General features: G+C 75.1%; 13 protein-coding genes. 6 read left to right on the top strand and 7 right to left on the bottom strand.

The features are described 5' to 3' along the window. Positions 1–84: 84 nt before the first annotated feature. Positions 85–1,086 carry a low specificity L-threonine aldolase gene (locus tag NH342_RS08245; protein WP_253013586.1) on the bottom strand — a complete coding sequence of 334 codons (1,002 nt, stop codon included), beginning with the start codon at positions 1,084–1,086 and terminating at the stop codon, positions 85–87. Positions 1,087–1,161: 75 nt separating this feature from the next. Further along, positions 1,162–2,499: a class II 3-deoxy-7-phosphoheptulonate synthase gene (locus NH342_RS08250; RefSeq protein WP_253013588.1), complete on the bottom strand. Its 1,338-nt coding sequence runs from the start codon at positions 2,497–2,499 to the stop codon at positions 1,162–1,164. Positions 2,500–2,555: 56 nt separating this feature from the next. Here NH342_RS08250 and NH342_RS08255 point away from each other — a divergent pair, with 56 nt between their 5' ends. Both NH342_RS08255 and NH342_RS23880 read left to right on the top strand, forming a co-directional pair. After that, on the top strand, positions 2,556–3,458 hold the full coding sequence (locus NH342_RS08255; RefSeq protein ID WP_253013590.1) for an NmrA family NAD(P)-binding protein: 903 nt from the start codon (positions 2,556–2,558) through the stop codon (positions 3,456–3,458). A 76-nt stretch (positions 3,459–3,534) separates the two neighbouring features. Continuing rightward, positions 3,535–5,640, top strand: a complete 2,106-nt coding sequence (locus tag NH342_RS23880; protein ID WP_308200624.1) for a methyl-accepting chemotaxis protein — start codon at positions 3,535–3,537, stop codon at positions 5,638–5,640. A gap of 3 nt (positions 5,641–5,643) precedes the next feature. Here the strand turns inward: NH342_RS23880 and NH342_RS08270 are convergent, their stop codons facing one another. Together NH342_RS08270 and NH342_RS08275 are read right to left on the bottom strand one after the other, a co-directional pair. Continuing rightward, positions 5,644–6,123, bottom strand: a complete 480-nt coding sequence (locus NH342_RS08270) for a polyadenylate-specific 3'-exoribonuclease AS (protein ID WP_253013592.1) — start codon at positions 6,121–6,123, stop codon at positions 5,644–5,646. Positions 6,124–6,137: 14 nt separating this feature from the next. Beyond that, on the bottom strand, positions 6,138–7,043 hold the full coding sequence (locus NH342_RS08275; protein ID WP_253013594.1) for a short-chain dehydrogenase/reductase: 906 nt from the start codon (positions 7,041–7,043) through the stop codon (positions 6,138–6,140). 97 nt (positions 7,044–7,140) lie between these two features. On the opposite strand from NH342_RS08275, the gene NH342_RS08280 reads away from it, so the two are divergent. The 3 genes from NH342_RS08280 to NH342_RS08290 are packed head-to-tail and all read left to right on the top strand — an operon-like array spanning position 7,141 to position 10,132. Then, positions 7,141–8,649, top strand: a complete 1,509-nt coding sequence (locus NH342_RS08280; protein WP_253013596.1) for an NAD(P)/FAD-dependent oxidoreductase — start codon at positions 7,141–7,143, stop codon at positions 8,647–8,649. Then, positions 8,646–9,587: an alpha/beta fold hydrolase gene (locus NH342_RS08285; RefSeq protein ID WP_253013598.1), complete on the top strand. Its 942-nt coding sequence runs from the start codon at positions 8,646–8,648 to the stop codon at positions 9,585–9,587. Before NH342_RS08280 ends, NH342_RS08285 begins: the two co-directional genes overlap by 4 nt. Then, positions 9,584–10,132, top strand: coding sequence for a TetR/AcrR family transcriptional regulator (locus NH342_RS08290; protein WP_253013600.1), 549 nt, complete (start codon positions 9,584–9,586; stop codon positions 10,130–10,132). Before NH342_RS08285 ends, NH342_RS08290 begins: the two co-directional genes overlap by 4 nt. A gap of 13 nt (positions 10,133–10,145) precedes the next feature. Here NH342_RS08290 and NH342_RS08295 read toward each other — a convergent pair whose 3' ends face one another. Next, entirely contained in the window at positions 10,146–10,904 is a 759-nt protein-coding gene (locus tag NH342_RS08295) for a 1-acyl-sn-glycerol-3-phosphate acyltransferase (RefSeq protein ID WP_253013602.1), read from the bottom strand. Positions 10,905–11,033: 129 nt separating this feature from the next. Here NH342_RS08295 and NH342_RS08300 point away from each other — a divergent pair, with 129 nt between their 5' ends. Further along, the gene (locus tag NH342_RS08300) at positions 11,034–11,744 is read left to right on the top strand and encodes a hypothetical protein (protein ID WP_253013604.1); all 711 of its coding nucleotides are present in this window, start codon (positions 11,034–11,036) and stop codon (positions 11,742–11,744) included. A 157-nt stretch (positions 11,745–11,901) separates the two neighbouring features. Here NH342_RS08300 and NH342_RS08305 read toward each other — a convergent pair whose 3' ends face one another. Together NH342_RS08305 and NH342_RS08310 are read right to left on the bottom strand one after the other, a co-directional pair. Beyond that, on the bottom strand, positions 11,902–12,885 hold the full coding sequence (locus tag NH342_RS08305) for an ROK family protein (protein WP_253013606.1): 984 nt from the start codon (positions 12,883–12,885) through the stop codon (positions 11,902–11,904). Then, positions 12,882–13,181 carry a hypothetical protein gene (locus NH342_RS08310; RefSeq protein WP_253013608.1) on the bottom strand — a complete coding sequence of 100 codons (300 nt, stop codon included), beginning with the start codon at positions 13,179–13,181 and terminating at the stop codon, positions 12,882–12,884. Before NH342_RS08310 ends, NH342_RS08305 begins: the two co-directional genes overlap by 4 nt. Between the last annotated feature and the right edge of the window lie 102 nt (positions 13,182–13,283).

Raw genomic sequence — 13,283 nt, forward strand, 5'->3', positions numbered from 1 at the left:
TCCCCGGCGTGGATCAGGGAGGTTGGTCGAACTCCGTCCCCCTGCACGAGATCGGGTGCAGGGGGACGGACTCCTGCGCGGGAGCTACAGCAGCGGGGCCAGGACCTCGACGGCGCGGTCGAGGCCGGCGTCGTCGACGTCGAGGTGGGTCAGCAGCCGCACCCGGGTCGCCGAGACCTCGCTGACCAGCACGCCCTCGCCCTTGGCCGCGGCGGCCAGCATCGGGGCGGCGACGCCGTCGAGCACCACCATGTTGGTGTGCACGCCGGCCGGGTCGACCCCCAGCCGCTCCGCGAGCTGCTTCGCCCGGGCGTGGTCGTCGGCCAGCCGGTCCACGTGGTGGTCCAGGGCGTGCAGGCCCGCGGCGGCCAGGACGCCGACCTGCCGCATCCCCCCACCCAGGCGCTTGCGCCACAGCCGGGCCTCGGCGATGCGGTCGGCGCCGGCCACCAGTACCGAGCCGACCGGGGCGCCCAGGCCCTTGGACAGGCAGACCGACGCGGTGTCGGCCAGGCGGCCGTAGGTGTCCAGCGGGACACCCGAGGCGACGGCGGCGTTCCAGATGCGGGCGCCGTCCAGGTGCACCGAGACCCCGGCGTCCCGGGACCAGGCGAACAGCTTCTCCAGCTCCTCCAGCGGCTGCACCAGCCCGCCGGCCCGGTTGTGCGTGTTCTCCACGGCCACCGCGGCGGTCGGGGTCAGGTGCCAGTTGCCGAAGGGCCGGACCTGGCTGATCAGCTGGTCGGCCGAGAGCACCCCGCCGTCGCTGACCACGGTGCGGGTCGAGAGGCCGAAGACCGCGGCGGCGGCACCCATCTCGTAGGTGACCACGTGCGCCTCGGCGTCCCCGAGCACCTCCTGGCCGGGCTGGCAGACCAGCCGCATGCCGATCTGGTTGCCCATGGTCCCCGACGGCACGAACAGCCCGGCCTCGTGGCCGAACATCGCCGCCACCCGCTCCTCGAGCGCGTTGACCAGCGGGTCCTCGCCGTAGACGTCGTCGCCTACCTCCGCCCCGGCCATCGCCCGCCGCATCGCGGCGGTCGGCTTGGTGACGGTGTCCGACCGCAGATCGACCAGAGTCATTCCGCTGTGCCTCTCGGCCCCGCTGCAGGGGCCCGCCGCGAGCCCGCGAGTGGTGGGGGGCAGTGGGGTCCTCCTTCAGCCACGGAGCATCTCCGCGACCAGGAAGGCGAGCTCCAGGGACTGGCCGGTGTTCAGCCGGGGGTCGCAGGCGGTCTCGTACCGGCTGGCGAGGTCCTCGTCGCTGATATCCATGGCGCCGCCCAGGCACTCGGTCACGTCCTCGCCGGTGAGCTCGACGTGGATGCCGCCGGGCCAGGTGCCCAGCGACCGGTGGACGTCGAAGAACCCGAGGACCTCGTCGACCACGCGGTCGAAGTGCCGGGTCTTGTAGCCCGACGTCGACTCGTGGGTGTTGCCGTGCATCGGGTCGCACTGCCAGACGACCTGGTGGCCGCTGGCGGTGACCTTCTCCACGATGGCCGGCAGGACGTCGCGGATCTTGCCGTTCCCCATCCGGCTGATCAGGGTCAGCTTGCCGGGCAGACCGTCGGGGTCCAGGCGCTCGACGAGCTCGACGGCCTGCTCGGGCGTCGTCGTCGGGCCGATCTTGACCCCGACCGGGTTGGCGAGCCGGGAGGCGAACTCGATGTGCGCGCCGTCCATCTGCCGGGTGCGCTCCCCGACCCACACGAAGTGGGCGCTCAACGCGTAGGGCCGGCCGTCGTGCAGCCGCATGAGCGCCCGCTCGTAGTCCAGGATCAGCGCCTCGTGGCTGTTGTACAGCTCCACGCTGCGCAGCGCGGAGTCGTCGACGCCGCAGGCGCGCATGAAGCCCAGCGCGCGGTCGATCTCGCGCGCGATGACCTCGTACCGGACGCCGGCCGGCGAGGAGGCGACGAAGTCCTGGTTCCAGTTGTGCACCGCGTGCAGGTCGGCCAGGCCACCCCGGGCGTAGGCCCGGATCATGTTCATCGCCGCGGCGGAGTTGGCGTAGGCCCGCACCAGCCGGTTGGGGTCGGGGATGCGCTGGACCGGGTCCGGGGCGAAGGAGTTGACCATGTCGCCGCGGTAGCTGGGCAGGCCCAGCGCGTCGGTGTCGGAGCTGCGTGGCTTGGCGTACTGCCCGGCCACCCGGCCCACCTTGACCACCGGGACGCTGGCCCCGTAGGTCAGCACCACCGCCATCTGCAGCAGCGTGCGCGTGGTGGCCTGCAGGTGCGGCTCGGTGTTGAGGTCGAAGGTCTCGGCGCAGTCGCCGCCCTGCAGCAGGAACGCCTTGCCCTGCGCGACGTCGGCCAGCTGCGCCCGCAGGCTGTCGACCTCCGAGGGCGCGACGATCGGCGGGACGGAGGACAGGGTGGCCAGGACGGCGTCCAGCGCCGCGCGGTCGGGCCACCTCGGCTGCTGCGCGGCGGGGAGCTCGCGCCACCTGTCCAGGCCCGGGACCAGCTCGGCGGGTTCGGTCAGACTCACGTAGGAAGGGTACGGCGGGCGGGCAGACCGGCCGCGCAGACCGTCGGGAGGACAGCATGACCCGCCTGATCACCGTGACCGGGGCGACCGGGGCCCTGGGTGGCCGGGTCGCCCGGCTGCTGGCCCCCGCGACGTCCGACCACGATGCCACGCTCCGGCTGGTGGTGCGCGACGCCTCGCGGGCACCGCGGCTGCCCGGTGCCGCCGTGGTGGCCCAGCCCGGGGGCTACGCCGACGAGGCGGGGATGACCGAGGCCCTCGCCGGCACGCACACGCTGTTCCTGGTCAGCGCGGCCGAGGCCGCCGACCGCACCGAGCAGCACCTGGCCGCGGTGCGGGCCGCGGTCGCCGCGGGGGTGGAGCGCATCGTCTACACCTCCTTCCTCGGCTCGGAGGCCGGGGCCACCTTCACCCTCACCGCCACGCACGCGGCCACCGAGGAGGCCCTGGGGGACACGGGTCTGCGCACCACGGTGCTGCGCAACTCGATGTACGCCGACTTCGTCCCGTTCTTCGCCACCCCGACCGAGGACGGCGGTGCGGTCATCGCGGCCCCGGCCGGCGACGGCGCGGCGTCCTTCGTGTCCCGGGACGACGCCGCCGAGGTGGCCGCCGCCGTCCTGCTGGCCGACCACCCCAGCACCGACGGCCGGGTGCTGGACGTGACCGGGCCCGAGGCGCTCACCCTGGCCCAGGCGGCCGCGGTGCTGGCCGAGGTGACCGGCCGGGACGTGCGCTACCAGGCGCAGACGGTCGAGCAGGCCTGGGCCACCCGGCGTCCCAGCGGTGCGCCGGACTGGGAGGTGGAGGGCTGGGTGACCAGCTACACCGCGATCGCGGCCGGTGAGATGGCGACGGTCAGCGACGTCGTGCGCGCCTTCACCGGGCACCCGGCGCTGACCGTGCGCGAGCACCTGCAGCGCCACCCCGAGGACTGGGCCCGGCTCGCACCTGCCTAGCGGTCCACATCGGGGCGGGGACCGCCGATGACGGTCGGGTCGGGGGACCTCCCCGGCCCGACCGACAGGGGACCCGGTGCTCTCCAGCATCCGCAGCAAGGTGGTCGCGCTCGCGCTGGCCAGCACGGTGCTCACGGGTGCCGCGCTCGCCGGCGTGAGCGCCTGGCAGAGCGACCGCTTCGCCGGGGAGGCCCGCACCGACGTGCAGGCGCTCACCGACGCGGGGCTGGCGCGCACCACCACCGGCGTCTACGACGTCGTCTCCACCCAGGGCGCCTCGACCGCCGCCAAGGTCGACGACGACCTGGCGGTCGCGCAGTACGTGCTCGGCCAGGCCGGGGGCGCCTCGATCGGCACCCGCCAGGTCGCCTGGACGGCGAAGGACCAGGTCAGCGGCGAGACCACCGACACCACCCTGCCGCAGCTGCTGGTCGGTGGGCAGTGGTTGGGCCAGAACGCCGACCCGGGGACGCCGACCCCGGTGGTCGACCAGGTCCGCGACCTGGTGGGCGGGACGGCGACGGTGTTCCAGCTGATGCCCTCGGGCGACATGCTGCGGGTGGCGACCAACGTCGTCGGCACCACCGGCGCCCGGGCGATCGGCACGTACATCCCCGCGACCGGGTCCGACGGCACCCCGAACGCCGTGGTCTCCGCGGTCATGTCGGGGCAGACCTACCGGGGCACCGCGTTCGTGGTCGACTCCTGGTACGTCACCGCCTACAGCCCGCTGACCGACGCGTCCGGTGCGGTCATCGGCATGCTCTACGTCGGCGAGCAGCAGGAGGCGCTGCCAACCCTGCGGCAGGCGCTGCAGGCCACCCGGGTCGGGGAGAACGGGTCGGTCACCGTGCTGGGCGGCACCGGGACCCGGCGCGGCACCGTCCTGCTGACCCAGGACGGCAGCGGCGAGGGCGAGTCCGCGCTGGAGCGCACCGACGCCGACGGGACGGCCTGGGCCGCGCAGGTGGTCGACGCCGCCGTGGCGCTGGGCGACGGCGAGCAGGCCACGGTGCGCTACCGGGACGCCGCCACCGGCACGCACACCGTGCAGGTGGCCTACTACGCGCCGTGGGACTGGGTGATCGCCGTCGACGCCGTGGACGCCGACTCGGCCGGCCCGGTGACCCGCCTGGAGCAGGGCCGGGACACCCTGCTGGTGGCCCTGCTGGTCGCGGCGGGGCTGGTCACCGTGCTCGGTGCTGTCGCGGCCTGGCTGCTGGGCCGCCGGCTGACCGCGCCGCTGGCCCGCCTGCAGCACCGCATGGAGGAGATCGCCGACGGCGGGGGTGACCTGACCCAGCGGGTGGCCGACGACGGCCGCGGCGAGGTCGGTGACCTGGCCCGGGCGTTCAACCGCTTCGTGGAGAAGGTGGCCGGCACCGTCCGTGACATCGGGGCCTGCGCCACCGCACTGGCCCGGTCCGCGGCCGGGGTGTCGGAGGTCGCCGACGGGCTGGCCGACCAGGCCGGGCGCAGCCGGGACCAGGCGGGCGAGGCCAGCCGGGCCACCGCCGGCATCAGCCAGGGCGTGACCGCGGCCGCGGCGGGGACCGAGCAGATGGGCGCCTCGATCGCCGAGGTGTCGCGCTCGGCCACCGAGGCCGCGCGGGTGGGCCGGGAGGCCGTCGAGCTCGCCGCCGCCACCGAGGCCACCGTGTCCGCGCTCGGCGTCTCCTCGGCCGAGGTCAACGAGGTGGTGTCGGTGATCTCCGCGGTCGCCGCGCAGACCAACCTGCTGGCGCTCAACGCCACCATCGAGGCCGCCCGGGCCGGGGAGGCCGGCCGCGGCTTCGCCGTCGTCGCCACCGAGGTGAAGGACCTGGCGCAGGAGGCCTCGCGGGCCAGCGAGGAGATCACCCGCCGGGTCAGCGCCATCCAGGCCGACACGGGGGCCGCGGTCGGCTCGATCACCAGGATCACCGAGGTCATCCGCGCGATCGAGGCGCACCAGGCGACCATCGCCGCCGCGGTGGAGGAGCAGACCGCCACCACCGGGGAGCTGGGCCGCAACGTGGCCGCCGTCGCCGCCGGGGCCGGTGCGGTGTCCACGACGATGGCCTCGGTCAGCAGCGACGCCGAGCGGACGGCCGCCGACGTCGACACCGCCCGGGCGGCGGCCGGCGAGCTGGCCGAGCTGTCGGAGGAGCTGACCCGGCTGCTCGCCGTGTTCACCGTCTGAGGCTCACGCCCCGGAGACCGCCCGCCAGACGGCCAGGCCGTGGCGGGCGTCGACGAGCGCGTCGTGGGCGCCCTCGGGCTTGCGCGGGATCGGCGGGGACCCGGCGTCCTCCCAGAACTGCTTGAGCTCCCGGGTGAAGCGCGGCACCTGGCGCGGCAGCGCGGGCATCGCACCCCACAGCTGGCACAGCGCGACGTGGTCGTAGGCGGCGATCCAGGCCCACAGCTGCACGTCCTCGGCGGGGCCGGTCAGGAAGTCCAGCAGCGACTCCCTGATCCGGGCCCGGCTGCGCCAGGCCCGGTCCGAGGGCGGGGGCAGCTTGTCCAGCACGTTGCGCCGCACCCACGGGATGGCGCGGTCGGGGTCGAACTCGGTGGAGACGGCGTAGAACTCCCGGCCGGTCTCGTCGACGACCCCGATGGACACCAGGTCGATGGTGGTGCCGTCCTCGATGAACTCGGTGTCGTAGAAGTAGCGCCGCACCCGCCGAACGGTAGCTACTGCGCCGACCGGCGGCGCTCGACGGAGTTCGCGCCGAACTCCTCACCGCCCAGCGCGGCGATCTCCTCCTCCAGCTGCGGGACGGCGGTCCTCGCCTGGACGAGCACCAGCTTCTCGCCGAGCGCGCCGATGATCGCCTGCCGCCAGGCCGCGACGACGCCGACCGACCGGGGCACGAAGACGCGGCGGCCACGGTTCTCCAGGTTGCCCAGCAGCGCGTCGGCGCAGTCCGACACCGAGGTGTAGGAGCCCAGCGGCCCGGGGAGCCGGTCCAGGGTGGCCTTGAAGGTCGGCAGCGCCGCCTTGGTGTCGCGCACCATGTCGGTGTCGATCCAGACCGGGTGCGCGCTGGCCACGGTGACACCGCGGTGCGCGACCTCCAGCCGCAGCACGTCGCCGAACCTCTCCAGACCGGCCTTGGCCGCGCAGTAGGCGCTCAGCCCCGGCAGCACGGAGAACGCCGCGGCCGAGGAGATCAGCAGCACGTGGCCCCGGCGCTCGGCGATCGCCGGCAGGGCGGCGTGCGCGGTGAGCATCGCGCCGGTCAGGTTGACCTCGACGGTGCGCGCCAGGGCCCGCGCCGACGCCGTCGCCACCGTGTTCATCGGGGCGATGCCGGCGTTGGCCACGACCACGTCCAGGCCGCCGAAGACGTCCACCGCCCTCGCGACCGCCGCGGCCATGGCGTCGGCGTCGGTCACGTCGGCCTCCACCCACAGGTGCTCGGGGCCGAGCTCGGCCGCCACCTGGGCCAGCAGCTCGGGCTCCAGGCCCACGAGCGCCACGCGGGCGCCGCGGGCGGCGGCCTTGCGGGCGAGCTCGGCGCCGATGCCGCGGGCCGCGCCGGTGATGAGCACGGCCTGGCCGGCCAGCGAGCGGGTGTTCGGGGTCCTGCGGGCCATCGGGGCTCCTCGTCGTCGCGTTGCTGTTGAGCACTGCTCAGCAGATGTGTACCTTGTTGAGCGTTGCTCAGCAAGCCGTCCGCGAAGGAGCCGACCGGTGACCAGCACGACTTCCCCGCCCATCACCCGCGAGGTGCACGTCGCCGTGATCGGGTCCGGGTTCTCCGGCCTGGGCATGGCCATCCAGCTGCGCCGGCAGGGCATCGAGGACTTCGTGGTCCTCGAGCGCGGGGACGACGTCGGCGGCACGTGGCGCGACAACAGCTACCCGGGCGCGGCCTGCGACGTGCAGTCCAACCTCTACTCGTTCTCCTTCGCGCCCAACCCCGACTGGCCGCGCACCTACTCCGAGCAGCCGGAGATCTTCGCCTACCTGCGCGACGTCGCCGACCGCTACGACGTCCGTGCCAAGCACGTCTTCGGCGCCGAGGTCACCGCCGCCACCTGGGACGACGCCGCCCGCCGCTGGGACGTCGAGACCACCGCGGGCTCCTTCCGGGCGAAGGTGCTCGTCTCCGGCGCGGGCGCACTGGCCGACCCCTCCTACCCCGACATCCCGGGCATCGAGAGCTTCGCCGGCACGGTCGTGCACACCGCCCGCTGGGACCACGAGCACGACCTCGACGGCGAGCGGGTGGCGGTCATCGGCACCGGCGCCTCGGCCATCCAGGTCGTGCCGGCCATCCAGCCGCGGGTCGGCTCGGTGGCGGTCTACCAGCGCACCCCCCCGTGGGTCATCCCCCGCGGCGACCGGCCCACCACCGCCGCCGAGCGCTCGCTGTACCGCCGGTTCCCCGCCGTGCAGCGGGCCGTGCGCGGTGCGCTGTACGCCGGTCGGGAGTTCCTGGTGCTCGGCATGACGAGGAACCGTCGGCTGCTGGCCCCGGTGCAGAAGCTCGCCCGCACCCACCTCGAGCGCCAGGTCCGCGACCCGCAGCTGCGCGCCGCCCTCACCCCGGACTACACGATCGGCTGCAAGCGGATCCTGATCAGCAACGACTGGTACCCGGCCGTCTCCGCCCCCAACGCCGAGGTGGTCACCGCCGGGATCGCCGAGATCCGGCCGCACTCGGTGGTCACCCGCGACGGCGTCGAGCGGCCCACCGACACCCTGGTGCTGGCCACCGGCTTCCACGTCACCGACCTGCCCATCGCGCACCGGATCAGGGGCCGCGACGGCCGCACCCTCGCCGAGGTCTGGAGCGAGGGCATGGTCACCAACCGCGGCGCCGCCGTCGCCGGCTTCCCCAACCTGTTCCTGCTGGTCGGGCCCAACGTCGGCGTCGGGCACACCTCGATGGTCTACATGATCGAGTCGCAGGTGGCCTACGTCGGCGAGGCGCTGCGGGCGATGGCCGTGGAGGGCCTGGCCACCCTGGAGACCACCCCTGCCGCGCAGGAGGCCTACCGCGAGCTCGTCGCGCAGCGGTCCGCGGGCACGGTGTGGCTGGGCGGGGGCTGCGGGTCCTGGTACCTCGACGAGCACGGCCACAACACCACGCTGTGGCCGGACTTCACCTTCCGGTTCCGCCGGCTCACCCGTGAGCTGGACCGGGACAACTACGTCGGGACGCCGGAGCGCGCACCCGTGGAGGTGGCCGCGTGACCACCGCTGCTGCGACCACCCCGACGCCCCCGACGACGCGGCACGAGGTGCACGCCGTCCCCACCCCGGACGGCGCCCTGCTGCACGCCACCGTGGACGGCGACCCCGCCGCGCCCGTGACCGTCGTCCTGGCGCACGGCTGGACCCTGGCCCAGGCGGCCTGGGACGACGTCGCCGCCCTGCTGGCCCCCGACGTCGCGGCCGGTGCGCTGCGGCTGGTCCGCTACGACCAGCGCGGGCACGGCCGGTCCACCTGGGGCGACGCCGACCCGGTGTCGATCGACCTGCTCGGCGAGGACCTGGTGGCCGTCCTGGACGAGCTGGCGCCGTCCGGGCCGGTGGTGCTGGGCGGGCACTCCATGGGTGGCATGACGATCATGGCGCTGGCGGCGGCGCACCCCGAGCTCGTCGGCGACCGGGTCCGCGGCGTCGCGCTGGTCGACACCTCCGCCGGGGAGCTCTCGCACCCGCCGCGCACCGCCGTGGAGCGGCTGCAGCAGAAGCTGCTGCCCGCCGTCGGCGGCTGGGCCGTCGCGCACGCCCGCCGCGTCGAGGGCTGGCGCCGCCGGGTGCCGCCCGCGCACCCGCGGCACCGGCGCGTCGTGCGCGGCATCCTCTACGGCGCCGACGCCACCGAGGAGATGGTCACCCGCGGGGCCGAGATCATGGCCGGGTCCTCGGTGCGGGCCTTCGTCGCCTACTACCCCGCCCTCGGTGCGCACGACAAGGCCGCGGCCCTGGCCGAGCTCGGGCGGGTGCCGGTGGAGGTGCTGGTCGGCGACTCCGACAAGCTGACCCCCGTGGCGCACTCCGGGAAGCTGGCCGAGGCCATCCCGAGCGCGCACCTGCAGATCGTGCCCGGGTGCGGCCACATGCTGCCCCAGGAGCGCCCGGACCTGGTGACCGACGCGATCCGCCGGTTGCTCCCGGCCCCGTGACCGCCGCGCGGCGCACCGCCGCCGACCGGCGCGCGCAGCTGGTCGAGATCGGCCTGGAGCTGCTGCCCACCACCCCGGTGCCGGACCTGACCATCGACGAGGTGGCCCGGCGGGCCGGCATCAGCCGCAGCCTGCTGTTCCACTACTTCGCCACCAAGGCCGACTACATCCACGCGGTGACGACGGCCGCCGCCGACCTGCTGTGCGACCACGTCCTGCAGGGGGCAGGCGCGCAGGCCGGCATGCTGGACCGCTTCGTCGGCTGGGTGGAGACCTACCGCGACAGCTACGTCGCCTTCGTCCGCGGCGCGGTGGGCGGCGACCCGGCGGTGGCCGACGTCTACACCCGCGCGCGGGAGCGGCTGGTCGACGGCACCCTGGCCACCGTCGGCCTGCCCGACGACCCCCGGCACCGGCAGCTGGTGCGGTCCTGGTTCGCCTTCACCGAGGACCTGGTCATCGGCTGGACCGCCGACCCCACGATGACCCGCGAGGAGGTGCTGGCGCTGGCCACCGAGGTGCTGGCCCGCATCACCACCCGCTGACCGGTCGGCGGGGTCAGCTGGCCAGCGAGCTCGGCAGCCGGTCGGCGGCCTCGTGCGGCGGCGGCTGCAGCCGGCCGACCACCTCGACCGCGCTCGCGCCGGTGGTGTCCATCGACTTCTTGACCTTGGCGCCGTACAGGTCGACGTACTCCTGCCCCGACAGCAGCATGATCTCGTACATGATCTCGTCGGTGATCGACCGCTCGACGAAGCGGTCCCCCGACAGCCCGGCGTAGCGGGAGAAGTCCAGCGGCTCGCCGAAGGCGACGTCGACGCGGGTCAGCTTCTTGCCCAGGAACGAGAACGTGCGACCCGGCACCATGGCGACGGGCACCACCGGGCAGCCGGTCTCCAGCGCCATCCGGGCCACCCCGGTCTTGCCGCGGAACAACCGGCCGTCGGGCGAGCGGGTGCCCTCGGGGTAGATGCCCAGCAGCTTGCCCTCGCGCAGGATCCGGGTGCCGGTGGTCAGCGCGTTCTCCGCGGCGTCGGCACTGGTGCGGTCGATGGGCACCTGGCCGCTGCCGCCGAAGAAGACCCGCTGCAGGAAGCCCTTGACCCCCGGTGCGGTGAAGTACTCGGCCTTGGCCAGGAAGGTCACCCGCCGCCGGATCACCAGCGGCATGAAGATCCAGTCCGAGGCGGACAGGTGGTTGCTCGCCAGCACGGCGGCCCCCCGGGCGGGCACGTTCTCCAGACCGGTCGCCTGCGGCCGGAAGACCAGCCGCACGACCGGCCCGATGGCCACGTACTTGAGGAACCAGTAGAACAACGCGCCTCCCTCAGCGACTGCCAGACTAGGGAGCGTCGACCTGCGTCACAATCGGGGGTCCGGTCGGCCCGGCCCTGGACAACGGGCGACCGGGCGGGAACGCTTCGACACCGTGCACGGGAGGGCAGCATGAGCGCTTCGCGCGGCCGTCGGGACAACGGCCTGGACGCCTCCCTCTGGCACCCCCTGCGCGACGTCGACCCCCGGGTCGGGGAGCACCTGCTCGACGTGCTGCGCGAGGAGGGCATCGCCGCCTACCTGGCGCCCTCCACCGACACCGGGCCCTACACCCGCACCCAGTTCCTGCCCTCGCCGCCCACCGACCGGCTCTTCGTCGACCGCGCCCGCCGGGCCGACGCCCGCACCCTGGTCGACACCCACGCCGACGAGCACCCCGCGGCCGAGCCCACCCCCCGGCGGCGGCGCACAGACCGCGCCGAGGACGCCGCCGCCACCGACGCCGAGTTCGCCCGCATCGTCGCCGCCTGGCAGGCCGAGGAGGCCGCCGCCGGCGCACCCCCTGCACCGCCCGAGCAGCCGCCCGAGCAGCCGCGGGACGACCCGCCGCCCCCGCCGGCCGAGGTCCCGGTGCTCGACCGGCCCGAGGAGCACTTCGAGCCCCCGCCGCCCCCGCCGCTGCCGGTGCCGGCGCCGGCCTCGCTGTACGCGCTGCTGCTCATCGCGGCAGGCGCGGTCTGCATCATCGCCCCCGGCGCCATCGGGCTCAGCCTGGACCTGGGCATCGTCATCGGTGTGCTGGCCGTGGTGGGCGGGGTCGCCGTCCTGGTCTCGCGGATGCGCGACCGCCCCGACGACGGCGACGACGGCGCCGTCGTCTGAGCTGTGTCCACTGTCGCCCTCCGGGCTCCCACCGCGGCCAGGGCTGTGGTCACGCTCCGCTGAGCCATCCCTGCTCCTCCTCGGGCAGCCCCCGCTCGTCCCTCGGGGGGCTGCCGTCGTCGTCGCCTCCCGCCGTGCGGGTCGGCCCTCGGTCCACCTAGGCGGTGCCGTCGGCGACGGCCTGGCGGGCGAGGTCGGCGGCGCCGACGAGACCGGCCTGGGCGCCGAGCTGGGCGGCGACCACCGTGGGGCCCGGGCGGAAGCCGCGACCGGGCAGCGCCCGCTCCAGCCGCTCCCGTGCCGGACCCAGCACCATCTCGCCCAGCACGCTCACGCCCCCACCGATGACGACGACGTCCGGGTCGAGGATCGCGGCCATGTCGGCGATGCCCTGGCCGAGCCAGGTGCCGACGTCGGCCAGCAGCTCCAGGGCGAGCGGGTCCCCGGCCTTGGCCGCGGTCGCGACGTCCTCGCCGGTCAGCCGCTCGGCCCGGCCGCCCACCCGCTCCAGCAGCAGCGCCGCCGCGGCCGGGGAGCTGGTGGCCACCTCGCGGGCGGTCAGCCCCAAGGCGTTGCCCGAGGCGTACTGCTCCCAGCAGCCGCGGTTGCCGCAGGCGCACAGCCGGCCGTCGGGGACCACCCGCATGTGGCCCCACTCGCCGGCCACGCCGTGCGCGCCGCGCTGCAGCCGGCCGTCGATGACCATGCCGCCGCCGATCCCGGTGCCCAGCGTGATCATCACGGCCAGGTCCGAGCCGCGGGCCGCGCCGTAGCGGTACTCGGCCCACGCCGCGGCGTCCGCGTCGTTGCCCACCCACAGCGGCCGCTGCAGCCGCCGGGCGAGGTCCTGCCGCAGCGGCTGGTTCCGCCAGGCCAGGTGCGGGGAGAACAGCACCGTGTCGCCGGTGCGGTCGAACCAGCCGGCCGCGCCCACGCCGACGCCCACCAGCGGGCCGCCGTGCCGATCGGCGAGCTCCTCGACCACCGCGGCGATCGCGTCCTCGGTGGCCCGCACCGACGTCCCGGGGGTCGCCCTGCGAGCGGTGGCGGTGATGGTGCCGTCGGGCAGGACGACGCCGCCGGCCACCTTGGTGCCGCCGATGTCGATGCCCAGCGCCGGCAGGTCCTGCGGCGAGCTCATGCCACCTCGATGCGTTGCACGGGGACCGGCGCGGGAGCCGGGCCGGGGTCGGGCTGCGGTGCCGGGGGGTCCTCGGGGCGGGCCGACCCGCGCAGCGCGGTGGCCGCGGTGGTGAGCAGGTCGGCCAGCGCCTCGGACAGCTCCGGCCGCTGCCCGCGCAGCACCGCCAGCGCGGTGCACACCGGGCAGGTACGGCACTCCGCGGCGTGGTCCTCGCCGGCCGCGCCGCCCAGCGCACCGGTCAGCGACTCGACCAGGCCGCGCAGCTGCTCGCCCAGCGGCGGGGTCGCGGTCACCGGGCGGCCTCGGCGGCCAGCAGGTCCGCCGGCCACTGCGCGGGGTCGGCGGCGAAGGCGACGGCGAGGACGGCGTCCGGCGTCCCCGGGTGGTGGACCGCC

The sequence above is a fragment of the Klenkia sp. PcliD-1-E genome (assembly GCF_024124375.1).
GTDB lineage: Bacteria > Actinomycetota > Actinomycetes > Mycobacteriales > Geodermatophilaceae > Klenkia.

Bases quoted from the DNA above. Each gene is read 5' to 3' on its own strand.
- NH342_RS08255 (WP_253013590.1), top strand. From the start codon at position 2,556: ATGACCCGCCTGATCACCGTGACCGGGGCGACCGGGGCCCTGGGTGGC.
- NH342_RS08300 (WP_253013604.1), top strand. From the start codon at position 11,034: ATGAGCGCTTCGCGCGGCCGTCGGGACAACGGCCTGGACGCCTCCCTC.
- NH342_RS08245 (WP_253013586.1), bottom strand. From the start codon at position 1,086: ATGACTCTGGTCGATCTGCGGTCGGACACCGTCACCAAGCCGACCGCC.
- NH342_RS08275 (WP_253013594.1), bottom strand. From the start codon at position 7,043: ATGGCCCGCAGGACCCCGAACACCCGCTCGCTGGCCGGCCAGGCCGTG.
- NH342_RS08305 (WP_253013606.1), bottom strand. From the start codon at position 12,885: ATGAGCTCGCCGCAGGACCTGCCGGCGCTGGGCATCGACATCGGCGGC.